Origin of the sequence: Sinorhizobium sp. 8-89 (assembly GCF_030124325.1) — a bacterium.
Classification (GTDB): domain Bacteria; phylum Pseudomonadota; class Alphaproteobacteria; order Rhizobiales; family Rhizobiaceae; genus Sinorhizobium.
Genome location: NZ_JASKLR010000027.1, coordinates 40261 through 65677 on the forward strand (window position 1 = coordinate 40261; position 25417 = coordinate 65677).

The 25417-nt window shown below is 60.9% G+C and carries 25 protein-coding genes and 1 pseudogene; 18 read left to right on the forward strand and 8 right to left on the reverse strand.

The features are described 5' to 3' along the window. Nucleotides 1-30 precede the first annotated feature (30 nt). A complete protein-coding gene (locus tag QN219_RS28800; protein ID WP_284003730.1) occupies nucleotides 31-459 on the reverse strand; it encodes an RbsD/FucU family protein in 429 nt (142 codons plus the stop codon). After that, nucleotides 459-1691 carry an ROK family transcriptional regulator gene (locus QN219_RS28805; protein ID WP_284003731.1) on the reverse strand — a complete coding sequence of 411 codons (1233 nt, stop codon included), beginning with the start codon at nucleotides 1689-1691 and terminating at the stop codon, nucleotides 459-461. The genes QN219_RS28800 and QN219_RS28805 overlap by 1 nt, the downstream gene beginning before the upstream one ends. Before the next feature lie 385 nt (nucleotides 1692-2076). On the opposite strand from QN219_RS28805, the pseudogene QN219_RS28810 reads away from it, so the two are divergent. The 7 genes and pseudogenes from QN219_RS28810 (at nucleotide 2077) to QN219_RS28840 (ending at nucleotide 8756) form a co-directional block, all read left to right on the forward strand. Next, nucleotides 2077-3102: pseudogene (locus tag QN219_RS28810) on the forward strand (sugar ABC transporter substrate-binding protein). Between the two features lie 196 nt (nucleotides 3103-3298). Then, nucleotides 3299-4381 carry an ABC transporter permease gene (locus QN219_RS28815; protein WP_284003732.1) on the forward strand — a complete coding sequence of 361 codons (1083 nt, stop codon included), beginning with the start codon at nucleotides 3299-3301 and terminating at the stop codon, nucleotides 4379-4381. Further along, nucleotides 4381-5163: an ATP-binding cassette domain-containing protein gene (locus QN219_RS28820; RefSeq protein WP_284003734.1), complete on the forward strand. Its 783-nt coding sequence runs from the start codon at nucleotides 4381-4383 to the stop codon at nucleotides 5161-5163. The genes QN219_RS28815 and QN219_RS28820 overlap by 1 nt, the downstream gene beginning before the upstream one ends. After that, a complete protein-coding gene (locus tag QN219_RS28825) occupies nucleotides 5160-5780 on the forward strand; it encodes a nucleoside triphosphate hydrolase (RefSeq protein WP_284003736.1) in 621 nt (206 codons plus the stop codon). Before QN219_RS28820 ends, QN219_RS28825 begins: the two co-directional genes overlap by 4 nt. Nucleotides 5781-5929: 149 nt before the next feature. Beyond that, nucleotides 5930-6967, forward strand: a complete 1038-nt coding sequence (gene pyrC, locus QN219_RS28830) for a dihydroorotase (RefSeq protein WP_284003737.1) — start codon at nucleotides 5930-5932, stop codon at nucleotides 6965-6967. A gap of 82 nt (nucleotides 6968-7049) precedes the next feature. After that, on the forward strand, nucleotides 7050-7748 hold the full coding sequence (locus QN219_RS28835; protein WP_284003738.1) for an orotate phosphoribosyltransferase: 699 nt from the start codon (nucleotides 7050-7052) through the stop codon (nucleotides 7746-7748). Between the two features lie 81 nt (nucleotides 7749-7829). Continuing rightward, on the forward strand, nucleotides 7830-8756 hold the full coding sequence (locus tag QN219_RS28840) for a carbohydrate kinase (RefSeq protein ID WP_284003739.1): 927 nt from the start codon (nucleotides 7830-7832) through the stop codon (nucleotides 8754-8756). A gap of 132 nt (nucleotides 8757-8888) precedes the next feature. Here QN219_RS28840 and pgi read toward each other — a convergent pair whose 3' ends face one another. Both pgi and QN219_RS28850 read right to left on the reverse strand, forming a co-directional pair. Beyond that, the gene (gene pgi, locus QN219_RS28845) at nucleotides 8889-10514 is read right to left on the reverse strand and encodes a glucose-6-phosphate isomerase (RefSeq protein ID WP_284003741.1); all 1626 of its coding nucleotides are present in this window, start codon (nucleotides 10512-10514) and stop codon (nucleotides 8889-8891) included. 209 nt (nucleotides 10515-10723) lie between these two features. Continuing rightward, nucleotides 10724-12424, reverse strand: coding sequence for a long-chain fatty acid--CoA ligase (locus QN219_RS28850; RefSeq protein ID WP_284003742.1), 1701 nt, complete (start codon nucleotides 12422-12424; stop codon nucleotides 10724-10726). 349 nt (nucleotides 12425-12773) lie between these two features. Here QN219_RS28850 and QN219_RS28855 point away from each other — a divergent pair, with 349 nt between their 5' ends. Together QN219_RS28855 and QN219_RS28860 are read left to right on the forward strand one after the other, a co-directional pair. Continuing rightward, complete coding sequence (locus QN219_RS28855) at nucleotides 12774-13976, forward strand: MFS transporter (protein ID WP_284003744.1); 1203 nt, start codon at nucleotides 12774-12776, stop codon at nucleotides 13974-13976. Between the two features lie 180 nt (nucleotides 13977-14156). Continuing rightward, entirely contained in the window at nucleotides 14157-15335 is a 1179-nt protein-coding gene (locus QN219_RS28860; RefSeq protein ID WP_284003745.1) for an AI-2E family transporter, read from the forward strand. A 179-nt stretch (nucleotides 15336-15514) separates the two neighbouring features. Here the strand turns inward: QN219_RS28860 and QN219_RS28865 are convergent, their stop codons facing one another. Next, entirely contained in the window at nucleotides 15515-16180 is a 666-nt protein-coding gene (locus tag QN219_RS28865; RefSeq protein ID WP_284003747.1) for a phosphoribosyltransferase, read from the reverse strand. 4 nt (nucleotides 16181-16184) lie between these two features. Further along, complete coding sequence (locus tag QN219_RS28870; protein WP_284003748.1) at nucleotides 16185-16844, reverse strand: dienelactone hydrolase family protein; 660 nt, start codon at nucleotides 16842-16844, stop codon at nucleotides 16185-16187. Between the two features lie 607 nt (nucleotides 16845-17451). Here QN219_RS28870 and QN219_RS28875 point away from each other — a divergent pair. Together QN219_RS28875 and QN219_RS28880 are read left to right on the forward strand one after the other, a co-directional pair. Continuing rightward, nucleotides 17452-17643 (forward strand): hypothetical protein, encoded by a 192-nt coding sequence (locus QN219_RS28875; RefSeq protein ID WP_284003750.1) that lies wholly within the window; start codon nucleotides 17452-17454, stop codon nucleotides 17641-17643. Between the two features lie 210 nt (nucleotides 17644-17853). Beyond that, nucleotides 17854-19167: a tyrosine-type recombinase/integrase gene (locus QN219_RS28880; protein WP_284003768.1), complete on the forward strand. Its 1314-nt coding sequence runs from the start codon at nucleotides 17854-17856 to the stop codon at nucleotides 19165-19167. Here QN219_RS28880 and QN219_RS28885 read toward each other — a convergent pair. After that, nucleotides 19152-19883, reverse strand: coding sequence for a hypothetical protein (locus QN219_RS28885; protein ID WP_284003752.1), 732 nt, complete (start codon nucleotides 19881-19883; stop codon nucleotides 19152-19154). The two genes, QN219_RS28880 and QN219_RS28885, sit on opposite strands and share 16 nt — an antisense overlap. Nucleotides 19884-20051: 168 nt before the next feature. Here QN219_RS28885 and QN219_RS28890 point away from each other — a divergent pair, with 168 nt between their 5' ends. The 6 genes from QN219_RS28890 to QN219_RS28915 all read left to right on the forward strand — a co-directional run bounded on the left by QN219_RS28890 (nucleotide 20052) and on the right by QN219_RS28915 (nucleotide 24280). Then, nucleotides 20052-20240: a helix-turn-helix domain-containing protein gene (locus QN219_RS28890; RefSeq protein WP_284003753.1), complete on the forward strand. Its 189-nt coding sequence runs from the start codon at nucleotides 20052-20054 to the stop codon at nucleotides 20238-20240. 146 nt (nucleotides 20241-20386) lie between these two features. Further along, on the forward strand, nucleotides 20387-20674 hold the full coding sequence (locus QN219_RS28895; RefSeq protein ID WP_284003770.1) for a hypothetical protein: 288 nt from the start codon (nucleotides 20387-20389) through the stop codon (nucleotides 20672-20674). 178 nt (nucleotides 20675-20852) lie between these two features. Further along, nucleotides 20853-21878 carry a bifunctional DNA primase/polymerase gene (locus tag QN219_RS28900; RefSeq protein WP_284003755.1) on the forward strand — a complete coding sequence of 342 codons (1026 nt, stop codon included), beginning with the start codon at nucleotides 20853-20855 and terminating at the stop codon, nucleotides 21876-21878. Between the two features lie 164 nt (nucleotides 21879-22042). Next, on the forward strand, nucleotides 22043-23101 hold the full coding sequence (locus QN219_RS28905) for a hypothetical protein (protein ID WP_284003757.1): 1059 nt from the start codon (nucleotides 22043-22045) through the stop codon (nucleotides 23099-23101). 53 nt (nucleotides 23102-23154) lie between these two features. Beyond that, nucleotides 23155-23706: a ribonuclease H gene (locus tag QN219_RS28910; protein ID WP_284003758.1), complete on the forward strand. Its 552-nt coding sequence runs from the start codon at nucleotides 23155-23157 to the stop codon at nucleotides 23704-23706. Nucleotides 23707-23761: 55 nt separating this feature from the next. Beyond that, nucleotides 23762-24280: a transcription termination/antitermination protein NusG gene (locus QN219_RS28915; protein ID WP_284003760.1), complete on the forward strand. Its 519-nt coding sequence runs from the start codon at nucleotides 23762-23764 to the stop codon at nucleotides 24278-24280. Nucleotides 24281-24411: 131 nt separating this feature from the next. Here QN219_RS28915 and QN219_RS28920 read toward each other — a convergent pair whose 3' ends face one another. Beyond that, nucleotides 24412-24810, reverse strand: a complete 399-nt coding sequence (locus QN219_RS28920; RefSeq protein ID WP_284003762.1) for a hypothetical protein — start codon at nucleotides 24808-24810, stop codon at nucleotides 24412-24414. A gap of 309 nt (nucleotides 24811-25119) precedes the next feature. Between QN219_RS28920 and QN219_RS28925 the strand changes: the two genes are divergently transcribed. Continuing rightward, complete coding sequence (locus QN219_RS28925; protein ID WP_284003764.1) at nucleotides 25120-25257, forward strand: hypothetical protein; 138 nt, start codon at nucleotides 25120-25122, stop codon at nucleotides 25255-25257. Nucleotides 25258-25417 lie beyond the last annotated feature (160 nt).

Genomic DNA, 25417 nt, shown 5'->3' on the forward strand with positions numbered 1-25417 from the left:
TGTGTCTTTCAATGACACGATGAAATGAACCTAGGGGTAAATGACGCCCTTGCGCAGAATGACGTTGCCGTAGAGGCGCGGCTCGCTGGTCTGCACCACCGTGTGTGCCGCCTTTACGCGCGGATAGAAATCGGCGCCTAACAGCGGCACGACGTTGCGCGCCGGCTCATGCTTGCCGCAGCATTCGATGATTTCACGATGCACCGGGTCGAGCGCGTGCTTGTCCTGTTTGACGGTGGCGCGGAAGATCGCCTCGGGTACGAAATCGTCGATCGGCAGAACACTCAGGATCGCATCGAGCACCGGGATGAGGCCATGTCCGTCGAGGCGGACCAGGCGACGCGCGTGTTCCTGGCCAGGATAATTTCCGTCGACGAGCGCGATCTCGTCGCCGTGACCCATTGCTCTCAACGCCGAGAGAAGTTCCGGGCCGAGCAGCGGGTTTATTCCTTTCAGCATTAACTAAGCTCCTTGAAGAGGACATTAGTGTCCAAGAGATAACGGGAAAACAACGGGAGGCTTGCACCGCCGATCGCCCGGGCGTGGCTTCCGACGGCGCCTTCCACAAGATCCGGAACCGTCACGCCCTGCAGGTCGAGCGTTTGCAGCGCCCGGCGCGTCGCCGTAAGGATGCGTGCCCGAACCCAGGGCGGGAAACCACCATCGATGACTGCCGCCGAGAAATCGATGATCGAGGCGGCGGAGACCACGGCTTGGGCAAGCGCCGCGGCCGTGTCCTGGATCCAGATCTCCAGCGGTTCGCCGAAGTCGATCCAGTCATCTGCGGAATACCAGAGCGGCTGCGGATCGATGCCGCGCTCGCGCAGCAGGTTTTCAAGCACGAAGACCGAAGCGATCTTCAGCAATTGCGTGGATTTGCCATCCTTGCCCGAGACCGGCAACGGGCCGACCGCTCCGGCGGTCCCGGTCCGTCCGGAAAAGAGGGCGGAGTTGAGGACGATACCGCCGCCGATGAACGAGCCGATGTAGAAATAGACGAAGTCGGGATAGCTGGAGCCGACGCCAAAGGCGAGTTCCGCTCCACAGGCGCTCGTTCCGTCGTTCTGGAGAAAGACCGCATGGGGTACCCGCGCGGCAACGGCCGCCTGCAGGTTCGTATCACGCCACCGATCCATTTCCTCCCGCGGCGCGCCGACTTCCTCGGCCCAGTTCCAGAGCTCGAAGGGGGTCGCAATGCCGACGCCGGCGATGCGCGCGCGCTGCTCGGGCGCGAGTTGCCGCTCGAGCTTCTCGATGCCGCCGATGATGAAGGCGACGAGGTCCTCGGGCAGCGGATAGGTGTGGATCTGGTGCAGATGCAGCCGGATATTGCCGACGAAATCCATCAGCACCAAGTCGGCGCTGCGGCGGCCGATCTTCACGCCGAACGAATAGACCGCATCCGGATTGAGGCGCATCGGGATCGAGGGCTGGCCGACGCGGCCACGTACCGGAGCGCCGCGGATCAAGAGGCCATCGCGTTCCAGCGCGCGCATGATGACGGAGACGGTCTGCGCGGAGAGGCCGGAGCGTCGGGCGATATCCGCTTTCGAGAGGCTGCCGTGGCGGCGGACCAGCGACATGACGAGCCGTTCGTTATAGGCGCGCACGCGTGTCTGGTTCGCTCCTCCGCTTGGGTCGACCACATCCGGTTGCGTCGATCCCCCGCGGGAATCGTGTGTTATCGACATGCCACCGTCTCCTCCCGTTGGCACATTGCATGATTCCTTAAATCGGGAACCGATTTGAGGGCAAATCACGCTACAAATTCAAAGTTCTACAGCGACCCTTGCGCGTCTGATCGGATGCGAGGCGCTGTAGATGCTCGCTCGGCGCGAGTCTGTTGTTTCCACTTCAGGTCGATCTGTCAATTTGCCGGACGGTCCGGGGTTCCTCCAAGCTCGTCCCGAGCCTAAGAATGCCACAACGGAATAATAATTCAATTTGATTTATTTATTGACACCCAGAAAGTTTGGTGTTTGACTTACCTTCGGAAGCGCCGTCCGCAGGAGGAGAATGCTGCGGCGACGATGCCTGTGCCGGTCCACCGGCGTTTTTCATCCTTGGGAGGGTTTTATGAAGAAAACAGTTCTTTCTGCCGCATTCGGTGCGCTCGCACTTGGCGTGGTCTTCGCTTCGCCGTCGCAAGCCGCCGACGTTTCCGCCTGCCTCATCACCAAGACCGACACCAATCCCTTTTTCGTGAAGATGAAGGAAGGTGCCACCGCCAAGGCCCAGGAACTCGGCATGACGCTGAAATCCTATGCCGGCAAGATCGACGGTGATTCGGAAAGCCAGGTCGCAGCAATCGAGACCTGCATTGCCGATGGTGCCAAGGGCATCCTGCTGACGGCGTCCGACACCAAGGGCATCGTGCCACAGGTGCAGAAGGCTCGTGAGGCCGGCTTGCTGGTCATCGCGCTCGACACCCCACTCGAGCCGCTCGATGCCGCTGACGCGACCTTCGCGACGGACAACCTGCTCGCCGGCAAGCTGATCGGCCAGTGGGCGGCCGCGACGCTGGGTGACGCCGCCAAGGATGCCAAGGTCGCCTTCCTCGACCTGACGCCGTCGCAGCCGACGGTCGACGTGTTGCGCGACCAGGGCTTCATGATCGGCTTCGGCATCGATCCGAAGGATCCGAACAAGATCGGTGACGAGGACGACCCGCGCATCGTTGGCCACGACGTCACCAACGGCAACGAAGAGGGTGGTCGTACGGCTATGGAGAACCTCCTGCAGAAGGATCCGACCATCAACGTCGTGCACACGATCAACGAGCCGGCCGCCGCTGGTGCCTATGAGGCGCTGAAAGCCGTCGGCCGCGAAAAGGACGTGCTGATCGTTTCCGTCGATGGTGGCTGACCGGGCGTCAAGAACGTGGCCGACGGCGTCATCGGCGCGACGTCGCAGCAATATCCGCTGATGATGGCCGCGCTCGGCATCGAGGCGATCAAGAAATTCGCAGACACCGGCGAAAAGCCGAAGCCGACCGAGGGCAAGGACTTCGTCGACACCGGCGTTTCGCTCGTCACCGACAAGCCGGTTTCAGGCGTCGAGTCGATCGACACCAAGGTCGGTACGGAAAAGTGCTGGGGTTAATCGCCCGGCGATCCGGTGACCATGTACAGGGAAGGGCGGCCCCGGCCGCCCTTCGCATAAGCGCCGAGATCTTTGACATGGCGCGGAAAACCTGCACAGTTTTTAGAGGTTGCTGAAACTCGCCGAAATCATCGGCGGGGCCGCATACGACAGCAATGCACCCCCCTTGGGAGTGGGGTTCACGGGAGGAGTCTCCATGGGCGAGCCAAACACAGCCGCACAATCATCCCAGGAATTCGAAAAGGTCCTGGTCAACAGTTCGACGGAGGTGGCGTCCTTCGATACGCACGACAAGACGCCGCTTCAGAAGCTGCAGCATTTCCTTCATTCAAGCCCGGCCGCCGTTCCCCTGATCGTGCTGGTCCTGTCGCTGATTACCTTTGGCGCGATCCTTGGCGGCAAGTTCTTTTCCGCCTTTACGCTGACGCTTATCCTGCAGCAGGTGGCGATCGTCGGTATCGTCGGCGCCGCGCAGACGCTTGTCATCCTGACGGCCGGCATCGATCTCTCGGTCGGCGCCATGATGGTGCTGTCGTCGGTGGTCATGGGTCAGTTCACCTTCCGTTACGGCCTGCCGCCCACGCTGTCCGTCCTCTGCGGCCTCGGTGTCGGAGCGCTCTGTGGCTTCATCAACGGCACGCTTGTTGCACGCATGAAGCTGCCGCCGTTCATCGTAACGCTCGGCATGTGGCAGATCGTGCTCGCCTCCAACTTCCTCTATTCCGCCAACGAGACGATCCGCGCCCAGGATATCTCCGCCAACGCGCCGATCCTGCAGTTCTTCGGTCAGAACTTCCGCATCGGCAACGCCGTCTTCACCTATGGCGTCATCGTCATGGTACTTCTCGTCGGCCTGCTCTGGTACGTTCTGAACCGCACGGCCTGGGGACGCTATGTCTATGCAGTCGGTGACGACCCGGAAGCGGCGAAGCTGGCCGGCGTCAACGTCAAGCAGATGCTCGTCACCATCTACACCCTGTCCGGCCTCATCTGCGCGCTTGCAGGCTGGGCGCTGATCGGCCGCATCGGCTCCGTCTCGCCGACGGCGGGTCAGTTCGCGAATATCGAATCGATTACCGCCGTGGTGATCGGCGGCATCTCGCTGTTCGGCGGCCGTGGCTCCATTCTTGGCATGCTCTTCGGCGCATTGATTGTCGGTGTTTTCTCCTTGGGGCTTCGCCTCATGGGCACGGATCCGCAATGGACCTATCTCTTGATCGGCTTGCTGATCATCATCGCCGTCGCAATCGACCAGTGGATCAGAAAGGTAGCAGCCTGATGGCACAGGAACCCATTCTCACCGCTCGCGGTCTCGTCAAGCGCTACGGTCGCGTGACCGCTCTCGACCACGCCGATTTCGATCTCTACCCGGGTGAAATCCTGGCTGTGATCGGCGATAACGGCGCCGGCAAGTCCTCGATGATCAAGGCGATCTCCGGCGCCGTCACGCCCGACGAGGGCGAGATCCGCCTCGAAGGCCAGCCCGTGCATTTTCGCTCGCCGATGGAAGCCAGGAAAGCCGGCATCGAAACCGTCTATCAGAACCTCGCCTTGTCGCCGGCGCTCTCGATCGCCGACAACATGTTTCTCGGCCGCGAGATTCGTAAACCGGGCATCATGGGCAAGTGGTTCCGCTCGCTGGACCGCGCGGCCATGGAAAAACAAGCGCGGGCAAAGCTCTCCGAACTCGGCCTGATGACGATCCAGAACATCAACCAGGCGGTGGAGACCCTGTCGGGTGGCCAGCGCCAGGGGGTCGCCGTCGCCCGCGCCGCAGCCTTCGGTTCCAAAGTGGTGATCATGGACGAACCGACGGCGGCGCTCGGCGTCAAGGAAAGCCGGCGGGTGCTGGAACTGATCCTCGACGTTCGCCGCCGCGGTCTGCCGATCGTGTTGATCTCGCATAACATGCCGCACGTCTTCGAGGTGGCGGACCGGATCCACATCCACCGCCTCGGCCGGCGACTCTGCGTCATCAATCCGAAGGACTATACCATGTCGGATGCGGTGGCCTTCATGACCGGTGCCAAGGCGCCGCCAGGCGAGGCCCTTGCCGCATGAACATGCATGCCCTGCGGGATGAGATCCTCAAGCGGGCGGCCGGCGCCGCCCGTTTCATCGTTGCCATAGCCGGTCCACCGGGCGCCGGCAAATCGACGCTCGCTGAAGCGCTTGCCGAGGTTCTCGTGGAAGTCGGCGAGAAGGCGGCGGTACTGCCGATGGACGGCTTCCACATGGACAATGCCGTTCTCGAAGAAAAGGGACTGCTTGCCCGCAAGGGCGCGCCCGAAACCTTCGACTTCAGGTCGTTTCTTTCGACGCTCGCTGCCGTTGGCGCCAATGACGGCGAAGTCCTCGTGCCGATCTTCGACCGCTCGCGCGAGCTGGCAATCGCCTCTGCGCGGGTGATCGCGCCGGAAACGCGCATCGTTCTCGTCGAAGGCAACTATCTTATGCTCGACGAAGCGCCGTGGAACAGACTCGAAGGGGCCTTCGACCTTTCGATTTTCATCGATCCCGGCCTCGATGTGGTCGAGCAGCGATTGCTGAAACGCTGGTTCGATCACGGCTACGACGACGAGACGGCGAGGGTGAAGGCGTTCGGCAACGACATCCCGAATGCCCGGCGCGTTATAGGCAGCCGCCGGTCGGCCGACCTCGTCATCCAGGATTTCTGAGGGATGGGCCTCGTGCACCATTGTGTTTTGCGGCGCAATGATGATATCGAGGCGCGGTTTCACCACATGAAGTCCCGTTCATCGAGTGCATCGACCGGCCAGCGCGCCGCTCGCGCCGATCGGACGCGAGCATCGGGAGAACGCTGACCATGCAAGACCTCGTTATCCGCCGCCCGGACGATTGGCACCTTCACCTGCGCGACGGCGGCATGCTGCGCGGCGTGATAGCGGACACGAGCCGCCACTTTGCCCGCGCCATCATCATGCCCAATCTGGTGCCGCCGGTCGTGACCACCGCCGATGCGGCCGCCTATCGCGAACGCATTCTCGCCGCCGTTCCCACGGAGGATCGATTCGAACCTTTGATGACGCTCTATCTGACTGAGGGCACCGACCCGGACGACGTCGAGGCCGGCCACAGGCGTGGCCTCGTCAAGGCGGTCAAGCTCTATCCGGCAGGAGCGACGACCAACTCGCACAGCGGCGTTCGCGACATCGAGAAAGCCATGCCGGTGCTGGAGCGCATGGCCGAGATCGGTTTGCCGCTCTGCGTCCATGGCGAGGTGACGACCGCCGACGTCGACATCTTCGACCGCGAAGCGGTGTTCATCGAAACCGTGCTCGACCCGCTCCGCCGGCGCCTGCCCGAGCTTCGGGTCACTATGGAGCACGTAACGACCAAGGATGGTGTCGACTACATCAACGCGTCGAAAGCCAATCTCGCCGGCTCGATCACGACCCACCACCTGATCATCAATCGCAACGCCATCCTCGTCGGCGGTATCAAGCCGCATTACTACTGCCTGCCGGTCGCCAAGCGCGAGAAGCACCGCCTGGCGCTGCGTGCGGCGGCGACGTCCGGAGATGCACGCTTTTTCCTCGGCACCGATTCCGCGCCCCATGTCGATCCGCTGAAGGAGTGCGCCTGCGGTTGCGCCGGCATCTATACGGCGATCAACACCATGAGCTGCCTTGCCCATGTCTTCGAAGAGGAGGGGGCGCTCGATCGTCTGGAGGCCTTCGCATCCTTGAATGGTCCCGCTTGGTACGGCCTGCCGGTGAACGAGGAAACGATCACGCTGCGCAAGCAGGAACAGCCGGTCCGCTATCCGGCCAAGGTTGAGACCGAGGCCGGCCCGGTCACCGTTTTCGATCCGATGTTCCCGCTTTATTGGGCCGTCGTCTGATTAACGAGGGGTTGTTTTGCCGTGTGACTGAGTCCGAAAACCGGTTCCCGCTTTTCGGGGTCACGCCAGGAAGGAGAGATTGATGTTTTCCAACGCGTTCACCGACAAGGCGGTGATGGCCGAGCTGGTCGCGAAAATGCTCTGGGAGATTAAGGCGGTGCATTTTCGTGCCGACGAGCCCTACAAGCTGTCCTCCGGCATGGCGAGCCCCGTCTATATCGACTGCCGCAAGCTGATCTCCTATCCGCGTATCCGCTCCGCGGTGATGGATTTCGCCGCCGCGACGATCCTCCGCGAGGCCGGCTTCGAGCAGTTCGACGTGGTCGCCGGCGGCGAGACGGCCGGCATCCCCTTCGCCGCCATGCTTGCCGAGCGCCTCGGTCTGCCGATGATCTATGTGCGCAAGGCGCCGAAGGGCCATGGCCGCAATGCCCAGATCGAAGGTCATATGCCGGAAGGGGCGCGTGTTCTGGTCATCGAGGATCTGACGACCGCCGGCGGTTCGATGTTCAAGTTCATCGATGCGATCCGCGCGGCCGGCGGCGTGGTCAACCACGGCATCGCGCTCTTCTACTACGACATCTTCCCGGAAGCGCGCGGCAACATGAAGTCCAAGGGCGTCGACCTGCACTTCATTGCCACCTGGCGCAATGTGCTCGCGGTTGCCCGCGAGCAGGCGCTGTTCGACGAGAAGACGCTGAACGAAGTCGAAGCGTTTCTCGATGCTCCGCTCGCCTGGTCCGGCCGCAACGGCGGCGCCAGCACGCTCGCAGCCCAGTGAGCTTTCCACTGGCATTGGTCGGAAATCTGATTTAAATCGATTGAATAGCCGTCAAGAAAAAAGCTCAGGGGAGGAACGCCGATGATCGTTTGCTGCGGGGAAGCCTTGATCGACATGCTGCCGCGCGACACGGCGGCCGGGGAGGGCGCCTTTGCGCCCTATGCCGGCGGAGCGATCTTCAATACCGCCATTGCGCTCGGGCGGCTCGGCATCCCGACCGGCTTCTTCACCGGCCTTTCCGACGACATGTTCGGCGATATCCTGCGCGCGACCCTCAAGGCCGCGAACGTCGATTTCGGCCCTTGCGCGACCCTGCCGCTGCATACGACGCTTGCCTTCGTGAAGCTTGTCAACGGTCACGCGAGCTACGCCTTCTTCGACGAGAACACCGCCGGACGGATGATCACCAAGGATCATCTCCCGGCGCTCGGTGATTTCTGCGAAGCACTGCATTTCGGTGCGATCAGCCTCATTCCGGAACCGTGCGGCTCGACTTACGAAGCCTTGATGATGCGCGAGCACGAAAAGCGCGTGATCTCCTTCGACCCGAACATCCGCCCCGGCTTCATCAAGGATCGCGAGGCGCATCTCGGCCGCATGAACCGCCTGGCGGCAATGTCGGACATCATCAAGTTTTCCGACGAGGACCTCGCTTGGTTCGGCATGGAAGGCAGCCATGACGAGCTTGCTGCCGAATGGCTGAAGCGCGGCCCCAAGCTGGTGCTGATCACCAAGGGCGCCGATGGCGCGGTTGGTTATACCAGGAACCATAAGGTCGAGGTCGCCGGTGAACGGGTGACGGTCGTCGATACGGTCGGTGCCGGAGACACGTTCGATGCCGGCGTGCTGGCGTCGTTGAAGCTCAACAACCTGCTGACCAAGCACAGCGTGGCAAATCTCAGCGACGCGGCAGTCCGTCAGGCTCTGGCGCTCGGCGCCAAGGCCGCGGCCGTTACCGTTTCGCGCGCCGGCGCAAATCCGCCATGGCGGCATGAGCTCGGGCTTTGACGTTGATACCTGCGGCGCTGTGCTATCAGCCGATATGATCGGCGTTTGATTGCAGCACGGAAAATCGGGACCGGAATCGTCGCTACCCCCTCTGCCCGGCAGGGCAGAGGGGGTAGCGTTCGCCGCTTTCGCTCAGCGTACCGCCTTCAACAGCGCGGCAACAAGGCCGGCGGTCGATGAATCATGGCCTTCGGCGCTTTCCCTGCCTTCGACCACCGGCAGCAATCCGGTGGCCAATTCCTTACCGAGCTCGACGCCCCATTGGTCGAAGGAATTGATGTTGAAGAGCGCACCTTCGACGAAGACGCGATGTTCGTAGAGCGCGATCAGGCGGCCGAGCGCGAAGGGATCGAGCCGGTCGTAGACGAAGGTGAGAGACGGCCGGTTTCCGGTGAAGACCCGGTGCGGGGCGATCTTGTCGGCCTTGGCGTCATCCATTCCCTTCGACGCGAGCTGCGCCTTGGCTTCGGCAAGCGTGCGGCCCTTCATCAAGGCTTCCGACTGCGCCAGGCAGTTTGCCATCAGCAGCTGATGCTGGTGCCGCAGCTCCTTCTCATGGCCGTTAGCCGCGATCATGAACTCGGCGGGGATGATGTCGGTGCCTTGGTGAATGAGCTGGTAGAAGGCGTGCTGGCCGTTGGTGCCCGGTTCGCCCCAGACCACAGGCCCCGTCGAGAACTCGACCGGCGTGCTGTCCATCGTGACGCCCTTGCCGTTCGATTCCATGTCGAGCTGCTGCAGATAGGCCGGGAAACGCGCAAGGCGCTGATCGTAGGGCAGGATCGCGCGCGATGGATAGCCGAGCACGATGCGATGATAGAAGCCGACCAGGCCGAGCAGCATCGGAATGTTCTGGCGCAGCGGCGCGTCGCGGAAATGCTCGTCGATGGCATGGCCGCCATCGAGGAAGCGGCCGAAATTTTCCTTGCCGATCGCGATCATCAGCGGCAGGCCGATCGCGGACCAGATCGAATAGCGCCCGCCGACCCAGTCCCAGAAGCCGAAGACGCGTGCCTGATCGATGCCGAAAGCGGCGACCTTGTCGAGCGCGGTGGAGACGGCGGCGAAGTGATGCCCGACCGCCGCTTCGCCGAGCTTGTCGGCGATGAAGGCGCGGGCAGTTGCCGCGTTGGTCATTGTCTCGATGGTGGTGAAGGTCTTCGAGGCAACGATGAAGAGCGCGGTTTCCGGATTGACGAGCTTCAGCGTGTCGGCGATATGCGCGCCGTCAATATTGGAAACGAAATGCAGCCGCGGACCATCGTGGAAGGGGCCGAGCGCCAGCGTCGCCATCACTGGGCCGAGGTCGGAGCCGCCGATGCCGATATTGATGACGTCGGTGATCTCCTTGCCGGTGGCGCCCTTCAAAGCACCCGAACGGATGCCATCGGCAAAGGCACCCATCGCGTCGAGTACCGCGTTGACGTCGGGCATCACGTCCTTGCCGTCAACGAGGACCGGTCGGTTGCTGCGGTTCCTGAGCGCCGTGTGCAGCACGGCGCGGCCCTCGGTAATGTTGATGATGTCGCCGCGAAACATGGCGTCCCGCTTCTCTTCGACCTTCGCCACCTTGGCGAGCGTTTCGAGGCCGTCGAGAATCTGGTCGTTCACCGCGCATTTCGAATAGTCGAAGAGTAGGTCGTCGAGCGTCGTGCTGAAGCGGGAGAAGCGGTTCGGGTCGGCCGCGAAGGCGGCGCGAATGTCGGTTGCATTGGTCTCGCGTGCAGTGGCTTTCAGGTGTTCGACAAGCGCTTTCATCGCAGGCTCCTTGCATCGGAAATTGGCTGCGATAGCTAGTCGGTTTGTTTGCGGTAAATCAAGGGCATGTGTGCGCTGCAGCGAAAAAAGGCCGTGCGCGAGAGCCTTCGCTGCGTCACGCGCGATGAGGCCCGTTGCCGCTTGCCGGCACCTTCTCCCCGCGAGCGGGGAGAGGTCAGGAGGAGGCGCAATCAGAGCCGACGCTGCTGCTAGCCGCGCAAATCCTTGCGCAGGATCTTGCCGACATTCGACTTCGGCAACTCGGTGCGGAATTCCACATGCCTCGGCCGCTTGTAGTTTGTGAGGTTGGCGGCGCAGTGGCGCTTCACTTCCTCTTCGGTGAGGTTTGGGTCCTTGCGCACGACGAAAAGCTTCACGGCCTCGCCGGAATGTGGGTCGGCGACGCCGATGGCCGCGCATTCGAGGATGCCGGGGTGGGTTACCGCGACTTCCTCGATCTCGTTCGGGAAGACGTTGAAGCCGGAAACGAGAATCATGTCCTTCTTGCGGTCGACGATTTTCGTCAGCCCCTCGGAGTTTATGAAACCGATGTCGCCGGTGCGGAAAAAGCCGTCCGGCGAGATCGCCCTGGCCGTCTCGTCCGGCCGTTGCCAGTAACCGGCCATGACCTGTGGGCCGCGGATGCAGATTTCGCCGATGTCGCCGACGGGCAGCGTGTTGCCGTCCTCGTCCCGAATTTCGACCTCGGTGGAGGGGAGCGGCATGCCGATCGTGCCGGTGAAATCGCCTGTATCGAGCCGGTTCGCGGTGGCGACCGGAGAGGTCTCGGAAAGGCCGTAGCCTTCATGGATCGGGCAGCCGGTCATCGCCAGCCAACGCTCGGCGACCGGTCGCTGCACGGCCATGCCGCCACCAAAGGTCAGCACCAGCGACGAAAAGTCGAGCTTCTTGAATTCGGCGTTGTTCATCAGCGCGTTGAACAGCGTGTTGAGGCCGGGGAAGATGTTCGTCCGGTACTTGCCGAGTTCCTTGACGAAGGCGGGAATGTCACGCGGGTTGGGGATGAGAATGTTGTTGCCGCCCGTCGAGAGACCCATCAGCGAATTCACCGTCAGCGCGAAAATATGATAGAGCGGCAGCGCGCACATGAAGGTGAGATTTTCCGGGCGCGCCTTGCGCCGGAAGGCGGTTTCCAGCCACAGCTCCATTTGCGCCATGTTGGACAGCAGGTTGGAATGAGTGAGGGTGGCGCCCTTGGAGACGCCGGTGGTGCCGCCGGTATATTGCAGGAAGGCGACATCGGAGGGCGCCAGATGGGGTTTCGTGAGGCTCAGTTTTGCACCCTTTGCAAGTGCGGTCTTGAACGAGATATGTCCCGGGATCGACCAGTCGGGCACGAGTTTCTTGACGCGCCGCACGACGAGATTGACGACTGCTCCCTTGACGCCGAGCATGTCGCCCATGCTGGCGACCACCACATGTTTTACCGCCGTACGGGCGACGACCTGCTCGACCGTGTGCGCGAAGTTCTCCAGTACGAAGATCGCCTTGGCGCCGGCATCGACGAGCTGGTGCTCGAGCTCGCGCGGCGTATAGAGCGGATTGACGTTGACCACCGTCAGGCCCGCACGAAGGATGCCGTAGACGATGACCGGATTCTGCAGGATGTTCGGCAGCATCACTGCGACGCGATCACCCTTGGCCAGGCCGAGCGATTGCAGCCATGCGCCGACCGCGGCCGAATGCGTGTTGAGAGCGGCGAAGGTGAGCGACTTGCCCATGCAGGTGAAGGCCGGGCGCCAGGAATATTGCGCCACCGCATGATCGAAGAATTCGCCGATCGAGCGGTAGGGCAACGGGCCGATTTCGGCCGGCACGCCTGGCGGATAGGACTTGAGCCAGATTTTCCCTGTATTGGAGCCCGCCTGCTGCGTGCTTGCTTCCGCCATGATCTCTCTCCCTCTGGTCGCCATTGACCGGCCGTGCTCACGGCGAAGAAAAATCCCTCCCGATCTTCCTCTCCGTCGAAGATGAAGCTTTTACAGCGTCTCTTCAAGCCGTGAATCCGCTTATATGACTTTGACGTAAACGTCAACAATGGCAACGGCTTCATGCACCGGCAGAAGGCGCGAGATTTTGATATGCGCCGCAGCATAAATCCTTGCGGCAGCTGGCAAACAATTTATATTGCACCGCAATAAACACCTCCCTGCGGCATCGTCGGTGCCGACGCCGTTCGCGGCATTTCCAGATATCGATTTTCGAGCAGCGGTTGAAGTGCCGCAGCAAGGCTGTTCCATGTCCGACGACGTCCTCCCCTCCACCGTTGTCACGCATCGCGGCAGGGTGTCGGCGGCAGAAATCGCGCTTGCAGTCGGCGGGTTCGGTATCGGTACCGGTGAATTTGCGATCATGGGTCTGCTGCCTCAGGTCGCCGAAGATGTTGTCGTTTCGGTACCGAAAGCCGGCGCCGTGATCAGCGCCTATGCGTTGGGTGTGGTGGTCGGTGCGCCGTTGATTGCCGTTCTTGCCGCCCGCTTCGCCCGCTTTCACGTTCTTCTCGTCCTGATGGCACTGTTCGCTCTTGGCAACTTTGCAAGCGCCGCGGCGCCGGATTTTCACACGCTGGTCGCGGCGCGGTTCCTCGCCGGGCTGCCGCACGGCGCCTATTTCGGTGTTGCGGCGCTCGTCGCCGCCGGCCTCGCCGCGCCTAACCAGCGGGCGCGGGCGATCGGCCGGGTGATGATGGGGCTGACGATCGCCACGCTCTTCGGCACGCCGCTCGCCGCGTGGTTTGGCCAGGCGCTTGGCTGGAGGACCGCCTTTGCCATCGTCGGCGGCATCAGCCTGCTGACCATGGTCCTGAGCTGGCTCCACGTGCCGCGGGACAAGGGTGACCCGCAGGCAACGCCGCTTCGGGAACTCGGCGCGCTCGGAAAGTTGCAGGTCTGGCTGCTGCTCGGCATTTGCGCCATCGGCTGCGGCGGCATGTTCGCGGTCTTCAGCTACATCACCCCGGCGCTGACGGAAGTCGCAGGCGTCTCCCTTGGGAATGTGCCGATCATGCTGTCCGTTTTCGGGGCGGGCATGATCCTCGGCAACATCGTCGGCTCGCGGCTCGCCGACTGGTCGTTGCTGCCGGCGATCGGCATTGCAATCGCCTTCAACATCTTCGCCTACATCCTGTTCTATTTCACCATGACGAACCCGTGGATGGCGATCGTCAACGTGCTGTTCATCGGCGGAGGTTTCGCCGTCGTGCCCGGCGTGCAGACGCGTTTGCTGGACGTGGCGGGCAAGGCGCAGACGTTGGCCGCAGCCCTCAGCCACTCCGCCTTCAACCTCGCCAATGCGCTCGGCGCCTGGCTCGGCGGTGTGTCGATCGCTGCAGGCTACGGCTGGACCTCGACGGGGCTGGTCGGTGCTGTTCTCGGTCTTGCCGGTTTTGCCATCTTCTTCGTCTCGGTTCTTGTCGACGGCAGGGCGCGGCAGGCAGCATGAGTTTGCGAAGAGACCCGAATTTTCGCGCGACGATCTTGAGTACGCCTAAATTTATCTGTCATGTCCCGCCGCTAACGTCCGCGGCCATCGCCACCCATCGGAAACTGAGCGTCGACGCAGCAGATGGGCTGGCAAGGTCCGGGGTTTGATGTAAGGTCTCTAAAAGACGGAGGATGACAGGTGCAATTGGGCAATCGTGAGCGAGAAAACCTTCCCGCGGAGCCGAGGCTCTTCGGGCAGCCGGCCCATTCACGCTCTGCCCTCGTCCTGCCGATCTCGGCTGCCCGCTGGCTGCTCGTCCTCGTTCTGCTGGCAGGCGTCTATTTCTTCCATGGCTTCGTGGTGCCGGTGCTCGCCGCCGTCGTCATAGGCTTCGCGAGCTGGCCGATTTACCGTCGGCTGCTCCAGGCGGTCGACGGCAACCGCACGCTGGCGGCAACGATCGCCATCGTCGCCGTGGTTGCCTTCATCGTGGTGCCGATTTCGATCGCCGCGGTCTATGCGGTGGACGAAGTGCGCGATTGGCTCGTCTGGGCGGTCGAAACCAATGCCAACGGGGCGCCGGTGCCCGCCTGGCTGACGACCATACCGGCCGCTGGCAGCTGGCTCGGAGAGCAATGGGTCAAATATGTCGGTCATCCGGGTGCGCTGGGCGAACTGGTGCAACTCGTCAGCGGCTCCAACATCGGCAATATCTATCGCGGCGTGCTGGTGATCGGCGCTTCCGCCTTCCAGTCCTTCCTGACGCTGCTCTTCATGCTGATCACGCTGTTCTTCGTCTATCGCGACGGCCAGTCCTTTTCGAAGCAGCTCGACCATTTCGGCGAGCGGATTTTTCCGATGCGCTGGGAGCGTCTGTCCCGAGTCGTGCCGTTGACCATCAGTTCGACGGTAACCGGCATGGGCATCATTGCAATCGGCGAAGGTATCGTTCTCGGCGTCGCTTACTGGCTGGCCGGCGTCCCGTCGCCGGTGACGCTCGGTATCATCACCGGCATCATGGCGATGGTGCCCGGTGGCGCGCCTCTCTGCTTCACGCTGGTGTCAATCTATCTCGTGGCGAGCGGTTCGCCGGTGCAGGGGGTCGCGCTCTTCGCCTGGGGCACGACAGAGCTGTTCATCGTCGACAAGACGCTCAGGCCGAAACTCGTCGGCGGACCGATCAAGTTGCCTTTCCTGCCTACCTTCTTCGGTCTGATCGGCGGCGTGAAGACAATGGGCTTCCTCGGCCTGTTCGTCGGCCCCGTGCTCATGGCGCTGCTCGTCGCCATCTGGCGGGAATGGCTGCACGAAGTGACCACGCAGCCCGACCCTCCGGCCGTCAACCAAATCTCGCGGGGCGACGTGTCGGTGAAGTGACCGTTACCGGCCGGTTGCGAGCCAGACGAACGATCGGCAATCAGCCGAGCGAAATACCGACAGTCGTTCTCGTCCACGCAGTACGTTGTCGGAGCGGCCCGGCGGGCGTCGCCAAGGGCCGAGGGACCGCAGCGATGGCGCCTTCGGCGCGGGGGTGACGATCGGCCGTTGCTACTTGCTCAAGCCTCGCCTTCGCGAGCCTCTTCGAGAAGCCGGATGACCTCGTCGTCCGATGTCTGGTCGAAGTCGATATAGTGGATGCCGACAGCCCGGAACGGATCCGGTGTTTGCAGACAGACGACTTCGTCGGCCTCCGCTTCGAGTTGTTCGAGGGCGTCGCCGGCTGCCACGGGAACAGCAAGAATGATCTTGCCGGTTCCCGCTTTGCGCAACGCCTTCAGTGCGACCTTGACAGTGCCGCCCGTCGCGACGCCATCGTCCACGACGATCACCGTGCGGTCCTCGGTTGGTGTCGGAGGCCGATTTCCTTGATAGACCTCGCGTCGCCGCTCGATCTCGGCGAGTTGGCGGCGGCTCTCGGCCTCGATGTAGCCAGCCGGAGGATTGACGATGCGGATCGCGTCCTCGTTGTAGACGAATTGCGGATCATTGCCGTCCACCACAGCGCCTATGCCATATTCGGAGTGTCCGGGCGCGCCGATTTTGCGCACCAGAACCAATTCGAGCGGTGCATGCAAGGCTTTGGCTATCTCGAAAGCCACGGGCACGCCGCCGCGCGGCAATGCCAGGATCAACGGCTCCGATTGGGCATATTTCGCCAGAACGTCTGCGAGTTGCCGTCCCGCATCCCGGCGATCTACAAATTTCCGCGGGGGATAATCCATGATCTCATGTCCTTCCTGGAGTGCTGCCGAGATGGATCAGGAACCAGTCTGTTGCATGCCGGATCACCTGATCCATAGTGCCAGGCTCGTCGAACAGGTGGCCGGCACCATCGACAATGATGAGCCGCTTCTCGCACGTCAGTACCTCAAAGGCGCGTTCGTTCATGTCGATCACCGGCCCGTCGAGGCTTCCGACGAGAAGGAGTGTGGGAGCGCGGACTCCTGCTAGCATCTGGATGGCAAGATCAGGGCGCCCGCCGCGTGATACGACCGCGCCTACATCCGGTTCGGCGGAAGCTGCCTGCAGCGCCGCGCCGGCCCCAGTGCTCGCGCCGAAGTAGCCGACCGCCAAGTGCACCGTATCGGGAAGTTCGGCGGCCCAACGCTTGGTCGCCACGAGCCGATCGGCGAGGAGGTCGATGTCGAAGACGTTCCGCCGGTCCTGTTCTTCGTCCGGTCGCAGGAGGTCAACGAGAAGTGTCGCCAGTCCCGCTTCCCGCAGTGCGGCCGCAACGCGATTGTTGCGAGGGCTGAAGCGCCCGCTGCCACTGCCATGGGCAAAGATCACGAGGCCGCTCGCGCCGGAAGGGACGCCGAGGAAGCCTTCGATGCCCGGGGGCTCGATTCTTACGGATTGTACGTCATCAGGTGTCGAGAAGGCCATTTGCTCACCCTCGCAGCCGGAGCACGCGTTCTGCTGCCGTTTCGTCGCTAAATCCCGTTCGACCGCCCCGATGTCCCCGCCAGAGCATCCCGTTTTTCAAGTGAAATCACTGAAGCGGGCAAACGCTTTAGAATCAAAGTGCTACCGCCCTTTGTCCGTTCATTTGAACGCACGGCGCTCTCGGGGCATCGTTCGGGCCTCTCTCAGGAGTTGGCGCACGTCCCCTGGTCGAATCCCGCGCCTCTCCAACCGCCACCGTCTCGTGCTCCACTCCCCGCAGAAGTCGATTGTTCCCCACTTCGATCCGTCTCATGAACGGCTGGCTGACGCTCGCCAACTCTGCCGAACTGCGCCGGTCCCGAGACGACCGCCCGGAACACTTTTCCTGAGCAGGTGTTTGGCATGTGAGCGCGGCGCGGCGGCATGATGGACAAAGGCGCAAATTCATGGACCCGAAGACTGAGATAGTGTTGCACACCGCCTGTTCTGGGGCTCGGCACATGGCAACTGATGGCCTGAACGAGCGCTACTCGTCGCTGGGGACGCTTCCCTATAGCTGAGCATCAAGTCCCGGCCGTGATGGACAGAGCATCAGGAGCAACAACCGATGGCTGAATCCAGGCAGGAGCGCGAAACGGTCGTTCTGGAAGAGGGCGATATCTTCTTTCTGTATCGACCTCGGGTGGAGGAAGAGCGTCCCTCAAAGATCGGCGACGTGCAACGGTTCGAGATGGTGCTCCGTGCGCGCTTACTCGCTAGACGCAATCGCGGGCATTTCATGCTAAATATTTGGAATTAATGGTGCCGCTTACGTGACTCGAACACGTGACCCCATCATTACGAATGATGTGAAACGGCCTTTCACGGGCATTCAGGACATACCAGGAAGCTTTTCTGGGGGCCTTGAGAATCAAGGGCTTGGCTGCATGTGATGGGGCGTGATAACACCACTGCCTATCACTACCAGTCACCATTTTCTGTTACCCCTTGTTACCCCGGAAATTCCTTAGTGGCAAAGTCGGTCCTGAATCAGAAAAAACTCGAAGCAATCGCGAAGTCGGCCGCGGCCGGGGGCTATACCGTCAGGACGGAAATTCCCGATGCGGGCCAGCCGGGCCTGTATCTTGTTGTCCAGCCCAGCGGATCGATGAGTTGGGCATTCCGATACCGTCACGCCGGCCGGCCTCGGAAGATGACCATTGGTCCCTTCGTCCTGGGGGAGGATGCAAGCTTCACGCTGGCAAAGGCTAGGGAGGCGGCTCAGGAAGCTTCTCGGATCGTGTCGGATGGCAGAGACCTCGCCGAGGTCCGCGACCAGGAGAAGGCTCAGGAGCCAGAACCTGAGCCGGCCAAGGCGGATCTTGTAGGCGATGTCCTGGACGAGTTCGTGAAGCGTCACGTCAAGAAGAAGAACCGCGAGAGCACCCAAACGAACACCATATCCTTCATAGACAAGCGCATCCGGCCGGAGTGGAAGGACAGGGATATTCGGAGCATCACCAAGCGTGATGTCGTGAAGCTGCTAGACGACATTGCCGATGATGGGGCGCCAGAGTCGGCGGCCCGCGTACGTGCCATCCTGAGCAAGTTTTTCAATTGGGCGGTTGATCGCGACATTGTTGACGCGTCGCCCGTCCCGAAGGGCTCGACAGCCAAGCAGGGCGCTAGCCGGGAACGCGTTCTGACGGACCAGGAGGTCAGGCTTGTATGGCTCGCCTGCGAGAACGTTGGGTGGCCTTTCGGTCCACTCGTCAAACTCCTGCTCTTGACAGCGCAGCGCCGCAACGAGGTCGCACATGCAGAGCTTAAGGAACTCGCGCTGTCCGGCAATGATCAGCAGTGGGTCATTCCAGAGGAGCGGACAAAGAACGGAAAGGAGCACGTCATCCCGCTTTCCGCGCTAGTGCTGCAGATCATTGAGGCGCTTCCGAGGGTGGGCAAGAAGTTCCTGCTCTCCACGACGGGGGAAACGCCGGTCAGCGGCTTCTCCAGAGCGAAGAAGATAATCGCCGCTGAAATGCTGGCGCTCGCCAAGAAGGAAGCGGCTGAGCGTGGACTAGATCCGGAAGAGGTGAAATTGGAGGCGTGGACCTTCCACGACTTGCGGAGGACGGCTGCAAGCGGAATGGCGCGGCTTGGCTTTCCGGTTCATGTGGTCGAGGCAGTGCTGAATCACCAGAGCGGGTCCATTAAGGGCGTCGCGAAGATCTACAACCGATATCAGTATCTGGATGAAAAGCGGGAGGCGTTGACGTCTTGGGCTGAGTATGTGCAGCGGATCACGGCAGTAGGTGAGGAAGCCAACCGTCAATCTGCTGCCTGATCATTACTCTTGTCCCTAGCCGCGGCCCGGGCTTTCCGGGCTTCTTCTCGTCTGGTTTCTAGCTCTGCATCCTCTTGCTCGCGCTGCGCCTTTCGCGTTTTTGTCTCTTCGATCCATTGCTTGATGGCATCAAAAATAACGTCCTCGGCCTCGTCTATCCGCGTTTCAGACGCCTTCATGGCTTCCTCGATGCGCTTCCCGGCACCCTGAAAATCAACGTAACGCAGTCGTTCTCTTTCTGCGCGCGCTCGCTCTCGTTCGGCTGCTAGGGATTCAGTGACCGCCTGGATGGCTTGCCGGTTCTGCCGGAGCTTCTCAGTAGCCTCCTCAATCGAGGACGCCGTACGCATCGCGAGGACGGCTCCCAGAACGACATCTAGGTCGAGAGTCAGATCCGCTACCTGTTCCGAGACCCGGTCCAAGAACACTCTGGCGCCCTCTGCTATCCGTTCATTGGTGAGCGCTGCGGTCCTCGTGTTCTCGGTGACCGCCTTCACCTTCTGGGCAAAGCGCCCAGTCGCTGAATCGACGCGGCCCAGGTTGAAATCAATCCTGTTCGCTCTGCTGTCCAATTCCAACGCTGCCGCACAAAGGCGGCGGATTGCTTCGGCTCTCGATCGAATGCGGTTCTCAAACCCCCAGTCATCGATGGCCTTGGCTTCGGCCTCGCTCAGCATGAGTTGAAACTTGATGGTTTTCGGCTCGTCCGCCGCCATGTGAGTTTTCCCCATTTTCCCCCGCTGCGTAGGCCAGAATAACCTCGATAACAAGGGAATTCTCCATCGTTCGCTTGGTTTTGAGGCGAATTTATGCCATCACTGGTTAACATCCATCATGTGCTCGTATATGGATGTATTTTGAGACTCGATGATGGAAGGAGAACAATGCAGCAACATTTTTTAAGCAGCGCTCAAGTGATGAAGCGCTACGGCATTTCCGAGATGACGCTCTATCGCTGGCAGAAGGACGAGAAGCTCTCCTTCCCGCAGCCGATGGTGGTCAACAGGCGGAAGTTTTTCAGCGAAAACGAGATTGCGGCATGGGAGCGCGAGCGCGCCAGAGTGTCGGCATGATCAAACCTGACAGAAAAGCGGCGAGGGCAGGTCGCCAAACCCACAACGCCCTCGCCGCCTCGATTGGAATACCGCTCCGCAAGCGGCTCCCCCTTCATCAACGATAAGGACCGTCGATGACGACACAAGGTAAAGCACACTATCGCATGCGCGTCCAGATTTTGGACAAAGGTGAGCCGCTAGGCCTGCCCATAGCTGTGGAAGGACGCCTTTGCTGGGCGCTACGCAACCTCATCAATGCCGGCGCTGCTGGCTGCACCCCGATCAACCATCCAGGGCCACGTTGGAGTCATTACACGTGGCGCCTCCGCGGCATGGGCTTTGCGATCGAAACTATCCACGAGAAACATGGCGGGCCGTTCGCCGGCACACATGCACGATACGTCCTTCATTCTGAGGTCTCTGTGCTCGAAGACGTGAGGGTGGCGGCATGATGGAGGCGGTTGGCGAAGATAAGGTGAGGGCCGCCGCAAGGTGGCTCTCCGAACAAGACCCCGTTCCGCCATATGTCGTGAACGTCCTGAAGGCGAAATTCGACCTGAGGGCACTGCAGGCCTGTGAGGCTTGCAGGCTGGCGCAAGAGTATCGCGTTGAGCGGAGGGCAGCCAACTGATGGGAGCGTTCGCGGAGTGGCAACCCCGATACGCTGAACATGGCATCGCTACATTCCCCGTCGACATTCTTGATGACGGTCGGAAAAAGCCAGCCGTTGGCGGCTATCTCAAGTTGGGGGCTCAGTACAGCTCCCAACTCACTTTGAAATTCGGCGGACACCAAGCTCTCGGGCTTGCCTGCCGCCGAAACAAAATCACCGTGCTCGATGTGGATACGCCCGATGAACGTATCCTGGCAGATGCAATAAGCAGGCATGGGCACACGCCCTTCATCGTCCGCAGCGGCTCCGGCAACTGGCAGGCATGGTATCGCAACAATGGTGAGGGGCGGCGCATTCGCCCTGATCCAAGCTTACCGATCGATATCCTCGGCGATGGTTATGTGGTCGCGCCGCCCTCTAGGGCGAAGAAAGGGACCTATGAGCTGGTCCAGGGCGCGATGCACGACCTCGACACGCTCCCAAAGATGAGAGGGGTAGCCAATCGCAACGAGCGGTCTCCCAAGCCGACAAAAGAAGTTGAACAGGTCAGCAAGGTCCTCGCGAACACCATGCGCGAAGGCAGCGGTCGCAACGATTCCCTATTCAGACGCGCTCTCCGCAATGCCCACCACGCCAGAACACAAGAGGAGCTCATCCAGATGGTCGCTCATGCCAACCAACAGTTTGCGGAGCCGCTGCCCTATGAAGAGGTTCTTAGCTGCGCCCGATCCGCTTGGAAATACAAAATGGAAGGTCGATTGATGGTGCCCGGTGGCGAGGCAACCGCAGTCATCTTCAAGAGTGACGTGGATCACCTATGGGACGCGCCGCTAGCTCTCACTCTCCTGACAAGGCTGCGCCTCGCGCATGGCTACAGGAACGGTTCTCCGTTTCCGCTGTCGCAGGAAGTAGCAAAGAGCATGAGCGTCAGCACACCGACTTACCGGGCTGCCCGTGACGTTCTGGCGCAGCGCAACTTTATTGAAATCCTGCACCCTGGCGGGAAGGGGAAAAACGATCCCCCGATTGTCAGGCTGCTTTGATGGAGTGCTTTAGGTGCAAAATTCTTACAACAATATAATTAGACACTCTCTCCTCTCCTCTCTCTCCCTCTCTTGGGAGTTAGTCCCTTTCTGCTCTTCTCAGCCGAAAAATGGGCTGGAAAGCAGGTCGGCAAAAAATTTCGGCGCTGCCGAAGGGGGATGTCATGGCTGAAACAAGACACTTCCCCATCTTCGACCAGAAACCGAGCGAGGACTTTGTGAACGCTTGGCGCGAGCACACGGACGCGACCGGTTACCCGGAGCTTTTTGACAAGGTGTCGACGGCGAAGCCTCATAACCTCGCCGACGTTTACCTGCTGTCCGGTGAGATACAGGTGAAAACTCACTTGCGAGAGGGAGGGAGCTGGGTGCCGTGCCCGCTCTGCCAGCCGAACAGCCCCAAGTTCAAGTTGGGGCGGCTGGCTTGGTTCCCCCACGAGCTGACTGTACTTTTCATCGGGAACGACTGCGCCAAGAACCACATCGGCGAGGATTATCGCAGAGCCGAAGAGCGGTTTAGCCAAGAGTCGAAGTGCCGCCGCTACATCAAGCAGTGGGACCAGCTGCAGGAACGGCTCCCGGCGCTGCACTATCTGGTGAAGGAACTTCTCCCCATCGCCTCCGCTCTGGAAACCTGCCGCTACCAGCTGGACAAGGACGCCTCCGGCTTCGCCAGCTTTCTCTACCGAGAGCTCCGCTGGAGCGCGGGCGTCATAACCGTTACGGAAGATAGCGGCCTAAGGGACCAGCACGGCCGCGGCATTCTCGAGAAACGAGACCTCGGTAAGGTGCAGGGGCTGGAGTTTCTTGATGGTGACGGTCGCCCGGCCGCGGCACTCAAGAAGCACCTAGAGACCTTGGAAGACATAGCGCGGCCTCTGCCGGAATGGCGCGCGGATTCGGATGATGATCCCGCCACCACCGACGATATCCTGAAGCGTGGCTCAAAAGGGGTATCGGTCTTAAAGAAGCTGAGGCAGGCCCGAGAATCGATCGCCAGCGCTCGGCGCTTCCTCGACGCCCCAAACCTGACGCTGCTGGAGCGCTGGGCCCAATACGGAGAATCTCCCTTCGCGTCTCTTGAGTTTCGGCGGGAAGGGAACCGTGTGTTCCTTCGCTCGGAAACGTTCGAGGCTCGGCATTATTCTAACATCACCATCCCCAAGGAGCTCGATGCCTCATTACCGGACGACGGCAGTCTTGAGCCTCTGGAAGAATATTAAGGAGCGCAGCCGTGGCTAAGTGGCGGAAATTCAAAACCAAGCCGGCCGGCGCGGTGCGCTACGAAATCGATCATGCGGCCTTCGAAACCGGGCTGCATGTGTTCGCGGATGGTGCATGTGAGCCCAACCCCGGCCCTGGCGGCTGGGGCGTCGCTGTGTACCGCGACGGCGTAGAAATCGCTTCCGATCATGGTGGCGACGCCGATACCACGAATAACCGCATGGAACTTACGGGCCTCCTGAAGGGCATCGAGGCCGCGAAGGCGCTTCGCGCGCCTGTCACGGTGTGGTGCGACAGCCAGTATGCCGTGAAGGGCGCCAACGAGTGGCGACACGGCTGGAAGAAAAACGGCTGGCAACGGGGCGGGGCGAATGCGGACCCCAAGAACCGCATCCTCCTCAATGCCGAATTGTGGCAGGCGATCGACGCTGCTCTTGCTGGTGTCGATCAGATTACCATTCTCTGGTGCAAGGGGCATGCCGGCATTGTCGGGAACGAACGAGCGGACGAATTGTCCAATCTCGGCATTGCGACCGTGATCAAAAGCTATGTGACCCAAGAGGAGGAAACGGGGGATTACCTCACGGCGCAATACCGGGGATAGTGCAGTAGAATCAACAATTTGCTATTCTCCATCATCTGCAACAGGAGCGCTTCGCATGGTGCAATCTGGTGATTGGTACGTGGTAAGAACGCGGGCAGGGCAGCAACAAAAGGCTGTCCAAGAAATGCAAGAAAAGGGCATTGAAGCATATTGCCCGACGATGCGGCGCGAAACCCGGCACCATCAAACCAAGAAGTGGATCATGCGGGAGTTCCCGCTATTCACTGGCTATGCCTTCGCTCCGCTTACTCCGTGGGACTTTGCCACGCTGCGCGATATCCGGAACGTGGTTTCCGTCCTCGGCGATGCTGACGGCAATCCTGCTCCCGTCAGTTGGTCGGTGATCGAGCAAATCAAGGATGCTCAGGAGCGGGGAGACTTCGACGTCCTCCGGCCGCCAGTCCGACGCCTGAAGGCGGGCGACAGCGTGCAGATCAAGGACGGGCCGCTGTCAGGTCATTACGCTGCAGTAACGAATGTAGTAGGACGGCGTGCGATCAAAGCTTTTGTGGAAATGTTCGGGTCTCTTCGCGAAGTCGAGATTGCGCTTGAAAGTATCAGGCGAGTAGCTTAGATTGTCGGCAGCGATTTGCAGCCTGTTCTGCTGGGCGCCATAGAGTGACCCACGAGGCTTAGGGGAGGTTTCGCGCTCCCCGCCTCGGCTTTACTTTGCCAAAATTTCGCCGATATAGCTTTGGGTGGCGCTTACAGCAGCGCCTTTCGAGCCTCCGCGGCAGGATAGGCCGGCCGGCCAGGGGTTTGGTCACCGAACAGTCCCTCGACCCAAACGTTCTTGAGGAAAAGCGTATCGCGCAGATTGCGCAATTCGGTGTTTTTGCTGAGAGCCATGCCGATCAGCATCTTTTCCAACCAGTCGATAAGATTCTTGCCGGTTTGCCGGGCTGTGCTGAAACGCCAATCGTCGCCCCCGGTGATCAACGGAAACAGGAATATATAGCCGGACGTACGTTTAGCAGCCTCCAAGGAAGCTTCGTAGTGGTCTAGCTTGTGACGCTCGAAAATCTCACCCTCAAATCCTTTTTGAGCTCTAGTTTGGCCGATGTACCACGGCTTGTATTGGTCGCCGCGTTTGGTCGCAAACATGTAGCAGCCTATAGCATTCCTCACACGATGAGGTGGCCATCCGTAGGCTTCCTCTTGTGCGGAAACTTGCTGCCAAAATTCTGACTTCCACGTATTCCGGTCTGTTCCCGAGAATTCGAATGGGCCCCACGTGTTGAAATTCATTCGGTCTGCCTCAGTGTAAAAAATGGATACTCCGCCCGGTGCCACGTTGATGCGTAGATCCAGAGAGCCAGGCATGGCGGACACAGGTCGTCATAGATCGAGCCTCAATCGAGCAATCGCATTCTCGTTCTCCTCAGTGCGTTTCTTTAGGTATTCGATCTCAGCATGAGCATCGTCGACGCGATTACCAAGAATTACCGCAACGGCGACAATCACTCCGAACAACATGGTCGTATCGTCGACGATTTCGAGGTAGCCAACGACCGCGGCGCCGAACATTATTGCCAACAGAGCGCCGTCTGAAAATCGTTTCTGCATTGCGGACCTCACCAGAGACCCGCCAGAAGCCCTAGGCCGTGGATCACGCCAACGGCCGAAGATGCGGGCGAGAACAGGAATTGGCCGCCTTTCGTGAAGAAATACGGCGTTGTGGACGGAACGCCGACGATGACGGCCCATTGCC